Source organism: Corallococcus sp. CA047B, from assembly GCF_003612065.1.
In the GTDB taxonomy this organism is placed as follows: domain Bacteria; phylum Myxococcota; class Myxococcia; order Myxococcales; family Myxococcaceae; genus Corallococcus; species Corallococcus praedator.
Genome location: NZ_RAWD01000013.1, coordinates 24,108 through 43,741, shown reverse-complemented (window position 1 = coordinate 43,741; position 19,634 = coordinate 24,108). Strand labels below are relative to the sequence as shown.

General features: G+C 69.8%; 16 protein-coding genes. 9 read left to right on the top strand and 7 right to left on the bottom strand.

The features are described from left to right. Positions 1-145 precede the first annotated feature (145 nt). Positions 146-3,778, top strand: a complete 3,633-nt coding sequence (locus D7X74_RS04355) for an HYR domain-containing protein (protein ID WP_158622177.1) — start codon at positions 146-148, stop codon at positions 3,776-3,778. Positions 3,779-3,966: 188 nt separating this feature from the next. Beyond that, positions 3,967-6,432, top strand: coding sequence for a PQQ-dependent sugar dehydrogenase (locus D7X74_RS04350; RefSeq protein WP_233601963.1), 2,466 nt, complete (start codon positions 3,967-3,969; stop codon positions 6,430-6,432). Positions 6,433-6,453: 21 nt separating this feature from the next. Here the strand turns inward: D7X74_RS04350 and D7X74_RS04345 are convergent, their stop codons facing one another. After that, entirely contained in the window at positions 6,454-8,253 is a 1,800-nt protein-coding gene (locus D7X74_RS04345) for a DUF4157 domain-containing protein (RefSeq protein WP_120531635.1), read from the bottom strand. A 279-nt stretch (positions 8,254-8,532) separates the two neighbouring features. On the opposite strand from D7X74_RS04345, the gene D7X74_RS04340 reads away from it, so the two are divergent. The 4 genes from D7X74_RS04340 to D7X74_RS04325 all read left to right on the top strand — a co-directional run bounded on the left by D7X74_RS04340 (position 8,533) and on the right by D7X74_RS04325 (position 11,389). After that, positions 8,533-8,925, top strand: a complete 393-nt coding sequence (locus tag D7X74_RS04340) for a hypothetical protein (RefSeq protein WP_120531634.1) — start codon at positions 8,533-8,535, stop codon at positions 8,923-8,925. Between the two features lie 82 nt (positions 8,926-9,007). Beyond that, entirely contained in the window at positions 9,008-9,541 is a 534-nt protein-coding gene (locus D7X74_RS04335; RefSeq protein ID WP_120531633.1) for a hypothetical protein, read from the top strand. A gap of 339 nt (positions 9,542-9,880) precedes the next feature. Then, positions 9,881-11,023 (top strand): serine hydrolase, encoded by a 1,143-nt coding sequence (locus D7X74_RS04330; RefSeq protein ID WP_158622176.1) that lies wholly within the window; start codon positions 9,881-9,883, stop codon positions 11,021-11,023. Between the two features lie 87 nt (positions 11,024-11,110). Beyond that, a complete protein-coding gene (locus D7X74_RS04325) occupies positions 11,111-11,389 on the top strand; it encodes a DUF2867 domain-containing protein (protein WP_120531631.1) in 279 nt (92 codons plus the stop codon). A 39-nt stretch (positions 11,390-11,428) separates the two neighbouring features. Here D7X74_RS04325 and D7X74_RS04320 read toward each other — a convergent pair whose 3' ends face one another. Then, positions 11,429-12,064: a hypothetical protein gene (locus D7X74_RS04320; protein WP_147446466.1), complete on the bottom strand. Its 636-nt coding sequence runs from the start codon at positions 12,062-12,064 to the stop codon at positions 11,429-11,431. 284 nt (positions 12,065-12,348) lie between these two features. On the opposite strand from D7X74_RS04320, the gene D7X74_RS04315 reads away from it, so the two are divergent. Together D7X74_RS04315 and D7X74_RS04310 are read left to right on the top strand one after the other, a co-directional pair. Beyond that, the gene (locus D7X74_RS04315) at positions 12,349-13,506 is read left to right on the top strand and encodes a hypothetical protein (protein WP_233601962.1); all 1,158 of its coding nucleotides are present in this window, start codon (positions 12,349-12,351) and stop codon (positions 13,504-13,506) included. A gap of 138 nt (positions 13,507-13,644) precedes the next feature. After that, positions 13,645-15,072 (top strand): alpha/beta hydrolase, encoded by a 1,428-nt coding sequence (locus tag D7X74_RS04310; protein ID WP_120531629.1) that lies wholly within the window; start codon positions 13,645-13,647, stop codon positions 15,070-15,072. A gap of 98 nt (positions 15,073-15,170) precedes the next feature. Here D7X74_RS04310 and D7X74_RS04305 read toward each other — a convergent pair whose 3' ends face one another. Next, a complete protein-coding gene (locus D7X74_RS04305; RefSeq protein WP_120531628.1) occupies positions 15,171-16,451 on the bottom strand; it encodes a S8 family peptidase in 1,281 nt (426 codons plus the stop codon). 515 nt (positions 16,452-16,966) lie between these two features. Here D7X74_RS04305 and D7X74_RS04295 point away from each other — a divergent pair. Beyond that, positions 16,967-17,446 carry an STAS/SEC14 domain-containing protein gene (locus tag D7X74_RS04295; RefSeq protein ID WP_120531626.1) on the top strand — a complete coding sequence of 160 codons (480 nt, stop codon included), beginning with the start codon at positions 16,967-16,969 and terminating at the stop codon, positions 17,444-17,446. A 46-nt stretch (positions 17,447-17,492) separates the two neighbouring features. Here D7X74_RS04295 and D7X74_RS04290 read toward each other — a convergent pair whose 3' ends face one another. From D7X74_RS04290 to D7X74_RS04275, 4 genes are all read right to left on the bottom strand, one after another. After that, a complete protein-coding gene (locus D7X74_RS04290; protein WP_120531625.1) occupies positions 17,493-17,756 on the bottom strand; it encodes a hypothetical protein in 264 nt (87 codons plus the stop codon). A gap of 107 nt (positions 17,757-17,863) precedes the next feature. Beyond that, positions 17,864-18,124, bottom strand: a complete 261-nt coding sequence (locus D7X74_RS04285) for a hypothetical protein (RefSeq protein ID WP_120531624.1) — start codon at positions 18,122-18,124, stop codon at positions 17,864-17,866. Positions 18,125-18,233: 109 nt separating this feature from the next. After that, the gene (locus tag D7X74_RS04280; RefSeq protein ID WP_120531623.1) at positions 18,234-19,112 is read right to left on the bottom strand and encodes a DMT family transporter; all 879 of its coding nucleotides are present in this window, start codon (positions 19,110-19,112) and stop codon (positions 18,234-18,236) included. A 65-nt stretch (positions 19,113-19,177) separates the two neighbouring features. After that, positions 19,178-19,558 carry a hypothetical protein gene (locus D7X74_RS04275; RefSeq protein WP_120531622.1) on the bottom strand — a complete coding sequence of 127 codons (381 nt, stop codon included), beginning with the start codon at positions 19,556-19,558 and terminating at the stop codon, positions 19,178-19,180. Positions 19,559-19,634: the final 76 nt, after the last annotated feature.

Genomic DNA, 19,634 nt, shown 5'->3' with positions numbered 1-19,634 from the left:
CCCGGCGCGCTGGGACATGGCCTCCGCCTGGGCAGCCCGGGAAGGCGACCTCGACGGAGCCGACCTTGCACCGCTGAGCAGGCCCGTACCCCGTCCGGAGGGGAGGTGCCTCGCCGGAGCGGGCTCGGGTAGGGTTGGCGAACCTATGCGTTCGCTCCCGGGGCTCGTGCTCCTCCTGTCCTCGCTCGTCTCCTGCGCTCCTCCCTCCACGGACGGCGCGTCCCCCAGCGGCACGGAGCCCTCGCGCTCCCGGTCGGCGCTGTCCTCGGGCGCCAGCGCTCCGGTCCTGCTCGGGGACTTCCGCACGGGCGTGGTGGAGAACGCGACGTACATCGTGCCAGACCTCATGGGCGTGGCGGGCGGGAAGGTCATCTTCGCGGACACCGACGGCAATGGCTATGAGCCCTGGGTGACGGACGGCACCCCGGAGGGAACGCGGCCCCTGGGAGACTTGAACCCGGGCCCCCAGGGAAGCCTCAGCGTGCGGGCGGAGACGCCCTTCGGTTCGCGCCTGCTGATGCCTCTCCATGACGCCGTGCACGGCACCGAGTGGTGGGTGACGGACGGCACCCCGGAGGGCACGCGCCTCATCAAGGACAGCGTGGAGGGCGGCGGGGGCGTCACCGGAACGTCGGTGGTGATGAACGGCGTCTTCTACTTCATCGCCGACAACGGCAGGACGGCCTGGGAGCTGTGGCGTTCGGACGCGACGAGCGAGGGCACCTGGCGGCTGGGGGTGAGCCCGTTCGGCCAGTACAACTACCACGAGGTCAAGGCGATGGTGGCGGTGGGGGACGTCCTCTACTTCGGGTCGAGCAACAAGCTCTACCGCTCCGACGGCACGGTCGAGGGCACCCGTCTGCTCTCCACGTTCGACGACAGTGCTCACACGGTGGAGACGCGCGTCTTCACCCGCGCGGGTCGGCTGTTCTTCGACGTGGGCTACAGCGGCTCCTGGACGCTCTGGACCAGCGACGGCACGTCCGAGGGCACCCGCCGCGTCAGCGGCGCCTCCGGGCCCATCATCGCGGAGGACGGCGACCGGCTCTTCTTCGAGCGCGTCAGCGGCTCCACGGCGCCCTATTCCCATTCCCTGTCCCTCATGCAAGAGGACCCGACGTCCACGCGGCTGCTCAAGACCGTGTCGTCGAGCCTCTCCTATGCCGGCGCGACGTCGTTCGGGAAGGTCGGCTCGCAGCTCATCTTCGCGTGGGCCACCACCGCGGAGGGTTCGGAGCTGTGGCGCACGGACGGCACGCCCGCGGGAACGGTCCTGGTGAAGGACCTGGTGCCCGGCGCCGAGTCCTCGGGACCGACGCGGGGCCTCCTGCTGGGGGACCGCGTCTACTTCCTCTCGAACACGGTCACGGGCTCCGCGCTGTGGCGGACGGACGGGACGGCGGAGGGCACGGTGGAGGTGATGGCCTTCGCCGCGAAGCTGCCCACGCCGGTGGACCTGCGCAGGGTGGGCACGGCGCTCGTCTTCACCGCGAATGACGGCGTGACGGGCTCAGAACCCTGGACCAGCGATGGCACCGCGGAAGGCACGTTGCGGCTCGGGGACCTGAACCCCGGCGCGCCGGGCTCCTCCCCGGACGAGTTCGCGGTGAGCGGAGACCGGTTGCACTTCCTGGCCACGGTGGAGGGCCACAAGGAGGTCTGGGCCACGGATGGGACGGTCGCGGGGACGCGGCGGGTGAAGGCGTTGGATCCAGCGATGCACCTGCTGTGGTCCCCCGACACGCTCGGCCGTGCGTTCTTCGGTGCCGAGGAGGACGGCCGGATGAAGGCCTGGCTCAGCGACGGCACCGTCACCGACCCGCCGCCCGTCCGGGTGATGGCGGCGTCCAATGGCAGCTCGAACCCCAAGGACTTCGTCTCCTCGGGCGCGACGGCGTACTTCGTCCCGGTGCGGAAGGGCGGGTTGATGGACCCCATCGTCCAGACGGACGGCACCCCGGAGGGCACCCGGGACGCCATCGCGCTGTTCCGCGGGGAGAACACGGGGTATCCCAACCAGCTCACCCTCCTGGACGGGGGCAGGCTCGCGTTCCAGTCCGCCTACTCCAGTCTCTACGTGGGCAACCCCGGAGCGGGCACGGCCGTGAGTTCGAACGGCGCGGGGTCCCTGATGGACTTCAATCCGGTGGGGACGAAGCTGGTGGGCCTGTGGTGGCAGAGCCCGTACTTCCAGCTGTGGACGCATACGGAGAGCAGCACGACCACGACGCGGCTGCTGTCGTTGTCCAGCACGTTCAGCACCTCGCCAAGGTTGTTCCCGGTGGGGGACGTGCTGGTGTTCGCGTACTACAACGCCCCCGCGTATCGCTGGGACCTGATGCGGACGAACGGCACCGCCTCGGGCACCACCCGGGTCACGCAGATGCCGGCGCAGCCGCAGTCCTTCACCAGCGCGGGCGGCCTCGCCTGGTACGTGGCGCAGGGCGCGCTGTGGCGCAGCGACGCCACGCTGGCGGGCACGCTGGCGCTGACGGCGACGCAGGGACTCGCGCCCGAGGAACTGAAGGCGACGGGCGGGTTGCTCTTCTTCACCGCGACGGAGGCGGGCGTGGGGCGTGAGCCCTGGGTGTCGGACGGGACAGTGGCGGGAACGCACCGCATCGCCGACTTCCAGCCGGGGGAGGGCGCAAGCCGGCTGCTCGCGGCGACGCTGCACCACGGCACGCCGTACCTGCTGCTGCAGAACGCCCAGGGCCGCTTCCTGGTGCGGACCGACGGAACCCCGGCGGGCACGGTGAAGGTGGCCGAAGCGTCGGGTGCGACGTGGCTCGTCTCGCGGGGCGGCGCGCTGTTGTTCGACGCGGCGGAGCCCGCCACGGGCCTGGAGCCGCGCTTCTACCTGCCGGGGGCGAGCGGCTCCACGCTGCTGGGGGACGTGACCCCGGGGCCGCTCGGCTCGGCGCCCGGAGTGCCCGTGTTCGCGGGCTCCCGGATGGTGTTCGCCGCGACGGCGGTGGAGGAGGGCCGCGAGCCGTTCGCCATCGAGCTGGACGCGACGCCGCCCACGGTGACGTCCGAAGTGGAGGGGACGCTGGGGGGCGGAGGCTTCTACCGGAGCGACGTCTCGGTCCGCTTCCAGGCCGGGGACACGGAGTCCGGCACCGCGTTCTCCACCGTGGGCTGTGAGCCGCTGACGGTGACGAGCGACACGCCGGGACAGAGCGTCACCTGCACCGCGTACTCCCTCGGGGGCGCCACGGGCCGCACGGTGACCGTGCGGCGGGACACGACACCGCCCACGGTGCGCTGCCCGGCGGACCTCGTCGTCACCTGGGGCGCGGCGCCGACCTACGACGTGAAGGCGACGGATGTCATCGACGCCGCGCCCGTCCTCCGCGTCACGCCCGCCACGGTGCTCCCGGTGGGCCAGCACACCGTCCAGGCCGAGGCGACGGACGTGGCCGGCAACCGCGCCTCGTGCCAGTTCCAGGTGACCGTGCTCCCGCCGGAGGTCGTGGATGCCGGCACGGATGGCGGCACCGACACCGACGCAGGGACCTCCGTGGACGCGGGGACCTCCGTGGACGCGGGGACCTCCGTGGACGCGGGGACCTCCGTGGACGCGGGGACCTCCGTGGACGCGGGCACGGGCGTGGATGCCGGTCCGGGGACGGATGCCGGCACGGATGGGGGCGCGAAGCCGGAGGACTCCGGCTGTGGCTGCTCGGGCTCGGGCGCGATGGCGGGCACGCCGTTGCTCCTGCTGACCCTCGTGTGGATGTCCCGACGGCGTGCGCGCCCGCTCGGGTCCGTGTAGCGCCGGACCGGAGTACGGGGCCGCCCATCTGCCACGTCCATGCCCCCAGAGGCACGGACGTGCGACCCGCGGAGGAAACCGGCGCGCAATGGCTGACAGCACTCCGGGGCCTGGGGGGCGGATGGCCGAGGGAAGGGGAGGTGCCAGCTTCCCGTCTTCCGACATTCTCCCACCCATGGGATGAGTTCATGCTGTCATTGCGACGCTGGCTGCCTCACCTCGCGGTCTTCCTCCAGCTCTGTCTGGGATGGGGGCCACCGGCCGTGGCCCATCCCCAGGCCCCCCTCGCCCTCCCGGGAGGCTTCTCCTCCGAGCTCGTGGTCGCCGGCCTGCAGTACCCGACGACGTTCGCGCCCCTTCCCGATGGGCGCCTGCTCATCGCCGAGAAGGAAGGGGTGGTCCGGCTCTTCAAGGACGGCTTCCTCCAGCCCGTGCCCTTCATCGACATCCGTGGGCGGGTGAACTCGCACCATGATCGCGGGCTGCTGGGGCTGGAGGTGGATCCGGCCTTCGCCACCAATGGCTTCATCTACCTGCTCTACACCTACGACGACGATGACACGGATGACTCCGGGCCGAAGACGGCGCGGCTGGCGCGCTACACCGCCGTGGGGGACAGGGCTTCGCCCGCGAGCGAACTCGTGCTGCTCGGCACCTCGGTGGGCGACTCCTGCAATGATCTTCCCGAGGGAGCTGACTGCATTCCCGCGGACAGTCCTTCGCACTCCGTGGGCTCCCTCCGGTTCGCGCCGGACGGCACCCTCTTCGTGACGTCGGGAGATGGCGCCCGCTTCGACGCGGTCGACGACAACGCCCTGCGGGCGCAGCGCCTGGACTCCCTCGCGGGCAAGGTCCTGCGCATCACCCGCACCGGCGAGGGCGTGGCCTCGAACCCGTTCTGGAACGGGGATGCCGGGGCCAACCGCTCCAAGGTGTGGGCGCTGGGGCTGCGCAATCCCTATCGCTTCAGCCTGCGCCCGGGCACCGCCACGCCCTACCTGGGCGACGTCGGCTGGGCCACCTACGAGGAGATCAACGTCGCGCTCCCGGGGGCGAACCTGGGCTGGCCCTGCTACGAGGGGAACTTCCGCCAGAGCGGCTACGAACCCAAGCCCCTCTGCCAGGCGCTCTACGCACGAGGGCCCGGCGCGGTGCGAGCTCCGCTGTACGTCTGGGACCACGGCGTCGGCCAGACGGCCACGGGCGGCGCCTTCTACACGGGCCCCGCGTACCCGGAGACGTGGCGGGGCGCCTACTTCTTCGGCGACTACAGCCAGCAGTGGATCCGCTCCCTGCGGGTGGATGCGAATGATCAGCTCGTGCCCGACAGCGTGACGCTGTTCGCGACCGGGGTGGGCGGGCTGGTCGAACTCGGCATCGGGCCGGACTCCAACCTCTTCTTCGTGGACATCCTCGCGGGCGAGCTGCGCCGCATCCGCTACACGGTGGGGAACACGCCGCCCGTCGCGGTGGCCTCGGCGACGCCGCGCGAGGGGCCGCCTGCCCTGCTCGTGCGCTTCTCCAGCGCGGGCTCCAGCGACGCGGACAATGACACGCTCCAGTACCAGTGGGACTTCGGGGACGGCTCCCCCGTGTCGGCGCTGCCCGCCCCGGAGCACACGTATGTCGCGGCCGGCGCCTACGTGGCCCGGCTGACCGTCAGCGATGGACGTGGGGGCAGCCATTCCGCCACCGTGAGCATCTCCGTGGGCAACCTGGCGCCCGTCGCGGTCATCCACTCGCCCTCGGAGACGTTCCGTTTCAAGGTCGGCGACGTGGTGGCCTACTCGGGCTCGGCGAGCGACGCCGAGGAGGGCCCCATTCCCGACGACCGGTTGGCGTGGACCGTCACCCTGCGCCACTGCTCGGCGGGGACCTGTCATTCCCATCCGTACGCCACGAGCACGGGAGCGGCCGGGTCGTTCACCATCCCGGACCACGGAGACGAGGTGCACTTCGAGCTCACGCTGACCGCGACCGACCTGGCGGGGCTGACAGGCAGCCGGACCCTCACGGTGCAACCGCAGCTCGTGCAGGTGACGCTCCAGACGTCACCGCCGGGGCTGGAGCTGGTGTTCGACGGCACGAGCGCTCCGGCGCCCCGGGTCCGCCAGGTCATCGTCGGCTCCACGCACACCCTCATCGCGCCGTCGCCGCAAGGCGTCTTCGAGTTCCGCGAGTGGTCGGACGGCGGGGCCGCGGAGCACATCATCCAGGCAGGGCCGAGCGACGCCAGCTACACGGCCTTCTTCGAAACCGTCGCCCCCGCGGAGTGCCCGCTCGGACAGTATCGGGCGGAGTACTTCGGCAACCGGGACCTGGCGGACGCCCCCGCGCGGGTGCGCTGCGAGCGGGCGCCGCTCGCGCGTTCCTGGGGCACGGGCAGCCCCGTGCCGGAGGTCGGGCCCGACGACTTCTCCGTGCGCTGGACGGGACGGTTCTACTTCGTGTCAGGCCTGTACTTCTTCCTCGCCCAGGCGGATGACGGCATCCGCGTGTTCGTGGACGGCGTCCGCATCATCAACGGGTGGAGGGACCAGGCGACCACGAGCTTCCTCGTGGGGCGGCGGATGCGCGCCGGCGAGCACACGGTGGTCATCGAGTACTACGAGCACGGGGGCGAAGCCGTGGCCGGGCTCCGCTGGTCTCGCTGAGCCCGGCGGAGGGATGGCCGGCTAGCGCCCACAGCGGCTGATCTTGGAGACGGTCATCGTCAGGGCATTGGCGAAGCCGTGGGCGTAACAGCTCTCGTGCCAGGACTGGGCGATCAGCGGATCATTGATCTGGGTGGGCACGCGGGTCATCTGGAAGAACGAGCGGGACTCGCTGCCATGCAGCTGGGGACCATCGCGATCCTCGTAGTTGCGGGCGTAGTTCTCGAAGGTGATGCGGTCCGCTCCGCTCTCCGCGACCACTCCGCCCCAGTGGTACTCCCACACCGGCTCGCAGTAGACGGGCGGAGGAACGGGCCCCGGCGGGCGGGGCGCCACCTCGTCCCGCATCCGCATCCAGTTGCGGTGCTGGGCATCCTGATAGCGCTCCATGCCGCCCACCGAGTACGTCTGGAACGCATCGCCCACCCGTGGGTCGGCATAGGCATTGAGGCCCAGACGGAAGAGGAGCTGCTCGTAACGGGTGCCGAGCGTGGCGCTGTTGAGGGTGACAGCGTTGAGCGTCATGGCTGCATTGGCACGGACCCGGTTCACCAGCCGGCCATAGTTGCGGCCGATGGGGCCGCAGTAGCCCAAGAGCGCCGCCATCTGGGCATTGGGGGTATTGGCACCCGCCAGGGCGTTCTGCAATCCCACCTGGTAGTCGTTGACCGCGCGTTGCCGGGCCGCGGCGGCGTTGGGTCCCTCTCCCTGTCCATGGAAGAGGAACGTGGTGATGAGGGCCGCCAGCCGGAAGGGAATGTCGCCATGGGCCGCGTAGGCAGGGGCCCAGCCTCCGAGCTGCCAGCGCGGCAGATTGAGGAAGAGCTGATTGCCGGACTGCTTGAACCTCGCGGTGCGGTGCGAGTCCTGCTGCTCCCCCATGACCTTGCCGGAGATCTCGTTGCAGTTCTGCGAGACGGCGGGCTCGAGCTGCCCGTTCTCGGACATCGCCACCTGGAACAGTCGCTTGGGTCCCGGGCCGTTCAGGAAGGGCAGGCAGCCCGGCTGCGCGGGGGGGCCGATTTCGAGGTAGCGCGGCCCGGGGACCTTGGCGATGCGATAGCTGGAGCCCACGGACTTCAACGCGCGATTGCACCGACCGATGGCGCTGTCCGTGGCGAAGAAATACTTGGCCTGCTCGTGGTGGGGATCGGTGTCCTCGATGGCGAGTTCGTTGTCATCCGAGAACCGGAGCGCGACCTGGTTGTGCGCCCGCACCATGACGTTCGCCGACCCCGCGTCGATGAGGAAGCTGTCCGCGTGCGTCTTCGGGTGGGGGTGGGGCCGCAGTCCGTCCCGCTGCGTCTCGAAGGTGGCGTTGTGGAGATTGACGTCCTGGGCGACGAACTGGGCGTTGGGGATGACGTGGTACGCCTGAAGCGCGGGGGTGGGTGAAGCCCACCGGCCCCCGCCCGTCCCCGGAGCCGTGAGGTGCGCACGCTCACCTGAGAGGGCCCGTGCCGCCAGGGCCTCGGCCTCTGCCTCCAGGGCCCCGTCCACGAGCAGCCCGGTCCCGCCGTGCCCATGAGGTGCGCGCCCCGCGCGCTGTTGCAGCACATGCACCAACTCGTGCGCGAGGATCCGGGTCCCGCGAGCCGAGTCGAGCTCCAGTGCTCCCGGCGCGAAGAGGATCTGCTCTCCCCAGCACAGGGCCTCGGCCCCCAGCCTCGCGACCAGGGGATGCTCGTGCAGGCGCACACCGCTCAGCTCGGCCCCGAAGGCGCGCTCGAACCGGACACGCAGCCGGCTCGGGAGTGCCCAGCCCCGAGCGCAGGCCTGCTCCAGGAGCGCGGGTGAGAACCAACGGTGCCGAGTGTCCAATATCCGTGCTCCCAGGGGGGCGGGTCATGTCCCGTGAAGGACATATTCTACACCCGGGGCTCCCGGCTCACGCGAGCGCCTGAAGGCAGGCTGCCCACGGGCCCAAGCCCTCTGCCACGCCCCTGAGGAGAGCGCGGCCTGAGCAGGCGTGAGATCCGGACTGGCGCAGCGATTCACATCGAATCCAGGGGTTCCTTGCTTGACGGCGGATGAAGCGGTCCGCTACTCAGGCCCGCTTTCCCGTGGCTCTTCGGCTGCGTCATTCCAGAGGGAAACACCATGAAGAAGCAGACACTCATCGCGGGGTTGGCGGTTGCGACGTTGGGGCTTGGCACCGCGGCCTGGGCCGGTGTGAAGCTCACCGTGCCCGTGGCCATCGACCTCTCGAACCGGTACGCGATCGGCAGCCTCGGCGCTGCCCGTGCGTCGGCCGACACCAAGCAGTACATCGGCGTCTCGACGACGATTTATGCGGGCGGCGAGGCCGCATCCGTCTTCGCGCAGGACTCTTCCGGCACCTACGTCAGCTGCTACTCCTACCGGCCCAGCTTCGTCGCGGCGGCGCGCGCGCTGGCCAGTGACTCGTACATCCACTTCGCGTGGGATGCGCTCGGCGAATGCACGGAGCTCTCCGTCTACACCGTGTCGTATTACGACCCGAAGACGCCGTGACCCCTTCGCGGGCCCGCCCGCCGGCCGTCCTCTCCCAGGCCGGCCCACGGCGGGCCCTTCGTTCCGGGGTGGAAACGCGCCCATGAGCACCTCCCGCCTGTGGCCCTTCGTGGGCGTCGCCATTCTCTCCGGAGCCGCCGGCTTCGGCACCGCTGCCTGGCTCGGGCCCGCGGAGGGGCGCGCCGTGCGGTCCGACGCACTGGAGCGGCAGGAGGCCCGGCTTGAGGAGGCCCTGCGAAAGCTAGAGGCCTGCAAGCCTCCCGCGGAGGCGCTTCCCATGCGCGCGACGGTGGCCGTGGACACCTCCGGGCTGCGCGAGGAGATCCGTCAGATCCTCAAGGAGGAGCTGCGCGCCGCCACCTCCGCGCCAACGCCCTCCGCGCCGGAGCCTCGGTCCCCCGAGCCGACCCCGCGGAGCGTGGCCGATTTCAACCAGGGGCGAGGGCTGGTGGAGAACGCGGTGGCCACCGGGCGATGGAGCGAGGCGCAGCGCCAGGAGCTGCGCACGCTGTTGCCCCAGCTCACCCCGGAGCAGCGGCAGGAGCTCATCCGCACGCTCGTCGTCAGCATCAACAGCGGCAAGGTGAAGGTCGAACTGGTCGGCGCCCCTTTCTGAGCCAGGAGTTGCACGTCGTCGATGCAGTCAGGGTTGGGAGCGGGGTGGGGGGCGTCTACTGAACAGCCGGGAGAAGCACGAAGAAACTCAACACCTGGCACGGTGACGGACCTGGAGCAGGGCCCCCCAAAGTGCTCGGCCTGCCGAGTCCAAGAAATCCCATGCGCGTATTTTCCCTCCCGCCTGTGTCGGGGGAGAGGTGACACCGCGGTAGCCGAGCGGTGTTCCTTGCGCATGGACATTCACTCCCGGCGTCTTGAAGTCAGTCACGGTGATTCACTCGAGCATGGGGCCTCACGAGCGTCGCCGATTCGTTCGCCCGTGAGAGACCCCGGCGGAATGTCCCGTACGCGGTCGAGGCTTGCCTCGCTCTGCTTCGCCCTGTGCCTCGGTCTGGCGGCCGGAGTCGTCACGGGTTGCGACGACGATGATGAGTCTTCGAGGCTGCACGTGGATCTCCAGTCCATCATCGAGGACGCCGTCTCCAAGGGCGTGACTCCGGGCGTCTCGCTGGCCGTGGCCTCCGACGAAGGTTCGACGTGGCTGGGGGCCGCCGGTGTCGGGGACGTCGAGCGGAATCAGCCCATGTCCGCGCAGCACCGCTTCCGCGCGGGCAGCATCCTCAAGACCCTCGTCGCCACCGCGGTACTCCAGGCTGTCGAGCGGGGCACGCTCGCGTTGGAGGACACCCTGACGGAGCGACTGCCGGCGAGCGTGACGGACCGCATCGAGAACGCGCAATCCATCACCGTGGCCATGCTGCTCGCTCACCGCTCGGGCATTCCGGAGTGGGTCACCGACGAGACGAACCTGGCCATCATGGCGGACCCGGAGCACCTCTGGACGCTCGAAGAGATTCTCGGCATCGCCGGAGCCCAGCCCTCTGCGTTTCCTCCCGGTTCTGGATATGGCTACTCGAACACCAACTACGTGCTCCTCGGCGAAATCCTCTCGGCCGCGGAAGGCCGGAGCTGGCGCGCCATCGTCCGCGAGCGGGTCATCGAGAGAGCGGGGCTCTCCCACACACGCCTCCCCGAGCCGGGAGACCTGGACTGCCCCGCGCCCTGCGCTCGTGGCTACGTCCCGCTCGATGAGGGACTGGCGGATCTCACCGTGGTCGACCCTTCGATGGCCGGAGCTTCTGGCGGTCACGCCCTTGAGACCACCGTCTCCGACCTCCTCACCTTCTGGAAGAAGCTGCGCGCTGGCGCGCTCTTCGAGCGCAAGCAGACGCTGGAGTCCATGCTCGCGTTCCAACCGGCGCCCGAGCCTGAGTCGCGACTGGTGGGCTACGGGCTTGGAGTGATGCAGCTCGACTCCCGAGGGGTCGTCGCCATCGGCCATCTGGGCACCACGGCGGGCTATCAGAGCTTCATGCTCTACGTCCCCAAGACGGGTCGCTACATCACGGGGAACATCAATGTGATGGGCGACCTGGCCGCGGTGCTCGTGCCCATCATGGACCGCGCGGGACGGCCTTGAGTCCTGGCGTGGAACGCGGGGCGGACTCGGCACCTCTGCCCTTTGCCGGACCGGTGGCGAGGGCCAGGGTATACGGTGCCGTATCCGATGACAGGACTGGCCCCGGGCAGCCCGGCCTCGTTCTTCACCGTGCGCCACGCGGAGGAGGAACACGTCTGGGTGGTGGCCGCGACGGACAAGCACCTGGAGGCCACCCTCGCTGTCGTCGCGGAGCCGGCGCCGGGCGGTGGGGTCCGGCGCCGCTTCCACGTCGTCACGCTGGTGCACTACCGGAACTGGGCCGGGCCCGTGTACTTCAACGTCATCCGGCCCTTCCACCACCTCGTCGTCGGAGGCATGGCGCGCACCGCGGCAAAGGCGAGATGAGCCTTCCCGCTTCGGGCGTCGCCCGGACGCGGGCCGGGACTAGAAATGGAGCTGCATGCGCACGCCGGGCTGGATCCAGGCGTGCACGCTCCGGCTGTGGCTGGAGAAGTCACGGGAACCGGACCGTCTGTACTGGCCCAAGGACGCGGAGAGGTAGGGACCCACCGCCATCGTGCGATTGAGCCGCAAGTCCACGCCAACATGCGCGTGCCCCAGGTCGAAGCCCCCATACGGCATGGAGCCGAACACCGACTCTTCCTCATCGAGCTCCACCGTGGCGTCTTCGAAACCCAAACCCACGCCGACCCAGGGCGACACGAACGCTCCCGGCCGGAAGTGGTAGTCCAGGTCGATGCCGTACCGCCTCACATTGGAGCCGCACAGGGCCTCGATGCACGAAGCGGGCGCTCTTCCAAAGCCAAGCTGGAAGTAGAGGCCCAGCGAAAGCTGCGAGTTGAAGAAGTACGCGAACTCCACCTGCGCTGCCGCCGTCTCACCGATGACGTCCATCATCTTCGCGCTCCCGACCGCCTTCCCCGACGGGATGCCATAGGCCGCGCGAAAGCCCAGCGCGAACCCCGCGCCCTTGGGCTCGAGTGGCAGCGCCTCCACCGGCGCGGCCCACAGCAGGAAGAGGGACACCATCAACGAAGAGAGGAAAGGACGGGCAGTCATGTCGTTCACGCGAATCGCCAGCCGGTGGGGGGGCTGCGACGGCGCCGCGCATTGCAAGGCCGCAGCCAGACTGCCCCAACCGAGTCCCAGGGGAGGACCCTTCCTGAAATGCCCTGTCATTCACGACATGAATGTCAGGCCATGTCATCAACTGAGGCGGGAAGCGAGGGGGGCCTCACCCCGAGCCGCCGGTCACCCCGCCGGAACGACCGTTCCGCCTCAGGTCGTGACCGCCAGCCACACGGTTGGCCCGGGCACCCAGGGACGTGGTGACGTCTCCGCGCATGTCCGAAGCCTCCTCTTCCTTTCGCGGCCCGCGGGCGCTGCTCCCGCTCCTGGTGCTGTCCTTCTGGCTTCCGGTCGTGGCCCGCGCGGAGGGCACGCCGACCGACGGAGGCACCACCGCGCCCCTTGCCTCGCCGGAGCCCACGACCGCCGCCTTTTCCAGGGACGCGTTGGCAGCGCTGGAGCAGCGAATCCTCGGCCAGGGCTGCGAGCCGAAGCTGCTCGGCGACGCGGCCCGCAGCTTCATCGAGGCGCAGCTCCTCTGCGATGCGCACCTGTCGTTCATCCTCATCCAGGCCACGCTGGACGGGCACCCGGTTCCGGACACGCAGCGCCGGCTGAAGGCCCTTCTCTCGGACGCGCTCGGACGGGCCCGTCGCCCCTTCAACGCACAGAAGGGGACGCACGTCGCGGGACACATGCTCCCGCCCAGCGTCCTCTACCGGGGCTACGTGCTGCTGATGCTCGCGGGCATGGAGCGCGCTGGGCTCGCGGACGCGGAGTCCACCGCCCTCTTCGACGCACTGGCCGCACAGCTGGTGGAGGCGCTCTCGCGACAGCTCCTCCTGCCCAGCTTCGGGCGCACCATCTGGCCTTGCGACAGCGCTCCGGCCGCGGCGGGGCTGCTGCTGCACGGGCGGCTCCGGAGCAACGTGGACTCGCGGGCCGCGGGTGAGCGACTCGTCACGCGCCTCGTCGAATTGGCGGACCTGCCCACCGGCTTCCCCGCGAAGGTGGACGCGAAGGGGCGCCTCGTGGAGCCCACGCAACGAGGCACCACGCTGGCGTGGACGGGCGCCTTCCTGGCCATGGCCGCGCACTCGGCGGCACGGCGCTTCACGGCCACGCTGGTGGACGGCTACTGCGACCATCCCGCCGGCAGCGCGCTGCCCCTCGCCGCCTGCCGCGAGTGGCCGCGCGGGGTGAAGGGCCCGGAGGACTCCGCCAGCGGCCCGCTCGTCTTCGGCGGCTATTCGCTGGGCGCGAGCGCGCTGGCCATCGCCGCCACCCGGCTGTCCGGCGAGCACGGGCAATGGCACCTCCACCTGCTCAATGCCGCAAGGGAGATGGGCATCGGCACCACCCTGGAGCACCCCTGGAAGCGCCCCCTGGAAGCCTCGCTCTATGGGTGGGGCACCACCGTGCGCCCGTGGTAGTGCGCAGTGGATGATGACGCAGTCGCCTTGCCTCAACCGGCTGGGATTGACCTGGTGACGAGGGGTGGGCTCGATGCACGTTGAATTGCGCTCGTGGGGCCTCTCTGGGAAGTTCCCGGGCCTTCTCGGAGCGTGAACATGAAATGTCCCACTTTCGCAGCCGTGGTCGCCATCTGGGGTGCACTCGTTCTGGGCAGCCTCGCGCACGCGGCCGAGCAAGGCACGGCGACCCAGGCCGATGGGTTCGTCGGTTGCCAGGACGCGAAGAAGGATCCCGCTCTCACCGGTTCCCTCTGCGCTCGCTTCAGCGCGCCGTTGGACTACGCGGACCCGAGCCGTGAGCAGATCGAGCTTTTCGTCCGCAAGTTCCCGGCTCAAGGGCGGTCGGCCGGGCAGGTCTGGCTCGTGGCGGGTGGGCCCGGCGAGTCAGGGGCTTCGTTCTACCCTCTGCTGAAGACCCTGCGGGCCTCCTTCCCAGGATTTGACCTGATGGTCCCCGATCATCGCGGGACGGGTTTCTCGAGCCGGCTCTGCCAGAAGGAGGAGGCCGCCGACAGTGAGGGGGGCGCCGCGCTCGAAGGCGCCGAGTGGGCGACCTGCTTCGAGGCGCTGGAGTCCGATTCCAAGCGCACTCGCGCCTTCACCATCACCCACTCCGCCCGCGATTTGCGCGCGCTGATGGAGCGATACTCCGCCGGCCGGAAGACGTGGCTCTATGGGGTCTCCTACGGCACGCAGCTGGTGTTGCGCATGATGACGGTCGCCCCGCCGCAGCGCCTGGATGGGATCGTGCTCGACTCCCTCGTTCCTCCGGAGACGACCGAGCAATGGGACCTCAGTCATCGCTCGGCCGTCGTCGACGAGGTGGGCCGCGCGGTGCTCGCGCAGTGCGACGCGGACCCGGCCTGCCGTGCCCGTCTCGGGGACTCGGCGGTCGCCGCCATGCAGGGGCTCGTCGACGATCCCAAGCTGTCCGCTGCCGTCCCCGGGGGGCGTGCGAAACTCTTCTTTGGAGCCCTGCTGGACAGCCCGAAGCTGCGGGCGCGGATTCCGCTCGTCCTCTCGGGCCTCAGAGGCGGAGACCTGGAGCCGCTGCGGCAAATCGAGCAGGACCTGGAGGCACTGGGCGCCTGGTTCGGCCGTTTCCCGCAGTCATCGGTTTCCATCCCGCTGGTCGCCGTGATCAGCGCCTCCGAGAACAACGCCCGGCCCGGCCTCACGCAGGCCCAGGTGGAGGCCGAAGCCGCCCGGTTCCTGTTCGTCAGCAGCCTGCCAGGTCAGCTCGTCGGTCGAACGTCCCTGGCCTATCCGCGCGACGAGTGGTTCGGCCGGTCTCCCACCGCTCTTCCGCCGGTGCTGGTCCTCCAGGGAGACATGGACCCCAAGACGCCCCTCGCTGGCGCCCAGGCCCATCTGCGCCTCCTGCCGGAAGCCGCCGGCGTCAACCTGTTCACCGTCAAGGGTGGGCCGCACTTCCTGCTCTTCACGGCGCCAGATTGCTTCAAAGCCGCGGTGAGCACCTTCGTCCAGAAGCGGCGTGCTCCTCGTGTGGCTTGTTCGCTTTGACCCCGGACGTCAGTCTCCGCCCCCGCGTCGATGGCTCCGAAGATGCTGTCGGCCGGTGGACAGGCTGCGCAGCCCCCATTGTTTCGGTTCGCACGTGCCTACTCCCCGCCGTTCCGGACGGTGGGGGCCCGCGAGGGTGTGATGAAGCTCGAATAGACCATCCGGTTCGGTGAGCAGTGCCCGGGGTTGGCCACCTTGTCCGGCGTGGCGTTGCCCGTCATGGCGGTGCTGACCTCCTGCGGCGCGGAGGCGGGATGGGCCTCCAGGAAGAGCGCGACGACGCCGGTGACATGCGGGGTGGCCATGGACGTGCCGCTCTGCGATCGGGCCGCCGTGTCATCGCTGGCCCAGGCCGAGAGGATGCCCTCGCCGGGCGCGAAGACGTCCACGCAGTCGCCGTAGTTGGAGAAGGACGCCCGCCGGTCCACGCTGGTGGTGGCACCCACGGTAATTGCCTCGGCGGTGCGCGCGGGAGAGCGCTTGCACGCGTCCTGGTTCTCGTTGCCCGCCGCCAGCACATACGTCACGCCCGACGCGATGGAGCGGCGCACGGCATCGTCGAGCGCCGCGTCCTCCCCGCCGCCCAGGCTCATGTTGGCCACCGCCGGGGACTGGTGGTGCTCGGTCACCCAATCCACGCCCGCCACCACGCCCGCCGTCGTCCCGGAGCCCTCGCAGTTCAGCACGCGCACGGCGTGCAGCGACGCGCTCTTGGCAATGCCATACACGTTGCCGCCCACCGTGGCGGACACGTGGGTGCCATGGCCGTTGCAGTCCACGCCGTCGCGACCGTCGTCGACGGCATCGAAGGCGATGTCCGCCCGCCCGGCGAACTCCTGGTGCGTGGGGCGCAGGCCCGTGTCGATGACGTACACGTGCACGCCCCGGCCCTGCGTCTGGTACAGGTAGAGCTGATTGAGCGGCAGGTCCCGCTGGTCGATGCGGTCAATCCCCCACGTCGCATCGGACTGGCTCTCGTCGAGCGTCACCACGCCATTCTGTTGCACGTACTCCACCTCGGGCGCGGCGGACATGGCACGGGCCTGCAGCTCGCTCATGCGCGCGGCGAAGCCCCGCAGCGCGTGCGCGTACACGTGGAAGACCTTGCCGCCGAAGCGCTCGGTGAGGCTCCGCGCGCCCACCACCGGCGCCAGCGCGGCGTCTGCTTCCCGGGGCTCCTTGAGCACGACGACGTACTCACCGGGGACCGGCTTCGCGACCGTGAGGAACTTCTCGCGCACCGGTGTCTGCACGGACGCGGTGTCACGGCAGGGCGTGTCACCGGGTGGCGGTATGGGATTGCCCGCGCTCCGGCACGCCGACAGCAGGAACAGCACGCAGGCGGACGCGACCGTCCGCGACAGGAGCTTCAGCGACATGGGTTCCCCCGGGGGTGGCACTTCCAGCTTCGGCAGGAAGCCGGGAAATCAACGCTGACGCGGCGTTCCCAGTGAAGTAACGCCTTCTGACTCAAAGCGGTTGCTGCCCCGCGGAGCCGCGAAACGTCCGAAACCCCTACCCGTGAAACATGATGTGTTGCTTGGGCTTCAGGTCTCGCGCGTGTCAGACGGGTTCCCAACAACCCGGGCCCGAGGCGCCGTCGGGCCGCCGCCCCCTGGCCGGGGACGACACGATGCGTCGGCGCTGATGACGTGTGAGCAACGATGGAGCCGGTCCTGGGACCCAGCTCCGCTCCGCCAGACGCTGGCCCCTCGGCGCGTTTTCCCTCCAGGTGACGCGCGAGGGCGTCCCGGATGAGCCCGGCCATCCGCGGCCCGTGCGTCTCGAGCGCGAAGTAGCGCCTTCACCCGGGAAGTGGTGCGCCCTCCACTCACGCGGGGGCGCACTGGCGGTGTGTGGTGGCACTCGCGGCTTCCAGGTGAGCATTCCGCGCATGACCGCACCTCCTGGGCCGGGTAACTCCGTGGCGGCGCTCCGCGCGCCGGATGTGCAGGGCGCCTTCAAGGGCCGCACGATGGGCACGGCCGTGGTGGGCACCGTGCTGGTGGTGGCGCACAACTCCCTGCCTCCCGCCCAGGACGAGTGGGTGCACTACTGCGCGCTCATCGACGCCTTCCAGCACACCGGCACCGCGCAGCTCGTGCTGGCGGAAGGGCCCGGCCCCAGTGCCTCCCAGCGCCAGCAGGCGCTCAACAAGGTGCCCAAGGGCTTCGCCATTCCGCCCACGGCCGTATTCACCCGCTCGGCCCTGGTGCGCGGCGTCGTCACCCTCTTCAACTGGTTCACCCCGCGCGCCATGCGCGCCTTTCCGCCCGGGGACGTCGCCGCCGCGGCCGTGCACCTGAAGATGACGGAGGCGCAGCTCCAGCACGTCCTGGACGTTGCCTCTGCGCTGCTGCCGCCGGAGCCGTAGCCTCCCGCCGGCACAGCGCCGACAAGAGGCGGTCGCGGCATGGACGTCAGTCGTTGACCCAGCAGAACCACTTGTTGAAGGGGACATCCTGGCAGTAGCACTCCCCCTGAGCGCCATTGGCCCACTGACAGCCTGTCGACGAGTCATAGACACAGTTGCGGGTCTGGAGCGTCTCACAGGTGTCGGTCAGCGCCGCGGAGTCCTGACCGAGCGACTCTCCGCTCTCGGCACCCTCCGTCACTTCCGTGCCACCACAGCCCATTCCGAAGACAGAGACGACAGCGGCCAACGCGAGCCCACGAAGAAACATGATGACACTCCCTTTCGCTGATGAATTGCGGATGCAGCAGCACCGTCGCTGGCGACACGCCGCCTCTGACAGGGCATTCCCAGCCAGAGGCGGGTGCCGCAGGAACTTCAGTTGCTCAAGCAGACCCACTTGTTGAAGGGGATCTCCTGGCAGAAGCACTCGCCAAAGGTGCCATTGGCAAACTGGCAGCCCGTCTCCGCCCCCGGGCTACAGCGGCGGGTCTGGAGCGTCTCACAGCTGTTGATGAGCTCGGCGGACTCCTGACCGAGCGACTCTCCGCTCTCGGCACCCTCCGTCACTTCCGCGCCACCACAGCCCATCCCAAAGACAGAGACGACGGCAAACATCGCGAGCCCACGAAGAAACATATGACACTCCTTTTCGCTGGTGAGGTGCTGATGCAACAGCGTACGAGAGTTGCGGTCAAGGTTTACCTGGAACCCGCGATGTCACTGAAAATCTCCGCACGGAGCGGTTTCAGCGTTTGAGATTGCGCGACGGATTTGGGTGCTTCGCACGCAGGCTCAGCAGTACGCCCGCGAGCAGCGCGGTGCCACCCAGGAGCAGCCGCTGGGTGAGGGCCTCTCCGAGCAGCAGCACCGCGCCCACCGCTGCGATGACCGGGACGCACAGCTGCACCACCGCCGCGCGCGCGCTGCTCAGGTGGGGCAGCGCTGCGTACCAGAGGCTGTAGCCCACGCCCGAGGCGAGCGCGCCTGACGTGACCGCGAGCAGCAGCCCCTTCGACGACGGGTGTGGGGCCGCGTCCAGAGCGCGGGCGAGCATCACGAGTGCCAGGGCCAGCGGCACGCTGCGCACGAAGTTGCCGGCCGTTGCCGCCAGAGGATCCGTGGCCCCACGCCCCCGCAGGCTGTAGATGCCCCACGCCACGCCCGCCGCGGCCATGAGCCCCGCGCCGAGCGCATCCGGCGCGCTCGCTCCAGGAAGCGTGAGGCCCGCGAGCCCTGCGAGTGCCACCGCGAGCCCTGCCCACTCGAGCGCGCGCGGCCGCTCACCGCGCGCGAGCCCTGCCGCGAGCATGGTGAGCTGCACGCAGCCGAAGAGCAGCAGGGCGCCCACGCCTGCCCCGATGCGCACGTACGCGAAGCTGAAGCCGGCCGCATACGCGAAGAGCGCGAGCGCCGAGGCCCAGCTCCCGTGCCCCGTCGCCCCGCGGCCACCCCGTCGCAGCCGCAGCAGCAGCGCGAGCACCAGCGCTCCCGAAGCAAGCCGCACCAGCGTGAACGAACCCGCGTCGATGCTGCGCGCCGCGCCACCCGAGAGGGCCGCACGGCACAGCAGCGAGTTCGCTGCGAAGCCCAGGAGGGCAAGCAGGGTGAGGAGTGGAGTGCTCACGCAGCAGGGACTTGGCAGGCCGCGTGACGCGCGTCATGCATGGCGCACACACGGCCCCGGGCAGTTCACAACGCGCTGCAGGCCCAGACGCCGAGCGGCGTACAGAAGCAATTGGGATTGGGGTGGCCCGTCAGACAGCAACTCCGCGACCCGCCAACGGGCGAACACGGGGTCCCCGCGAGCTTGCTGCAGCGATTGTTCAGCCCACAGATGGGGGTGGATGGGAGACAGATGTTGTAGAAGCCATCGCACTCGACGGAGTCCGCCTGCACCGAACAGGTGTTCCCCTCACAAGACACCGTCGAGCCATTCGGACAGGTCTGTGAGCACGTGACGAGGGCGCTTGACGCCTGCCCCAGCTCCGGCGCCTCGACAGGCTCCAATCCACCACAGGCCACCAGCACCGGGACGACGAGCACCGTCAGCACACCCAGGAAGCTCTTCATGGCGTGTCTCTCCTTGAGGGGTTGAGCGGCATCGAATCACGACATGCCCTCATTCCGCCACGGAGTCGCGCCTGCG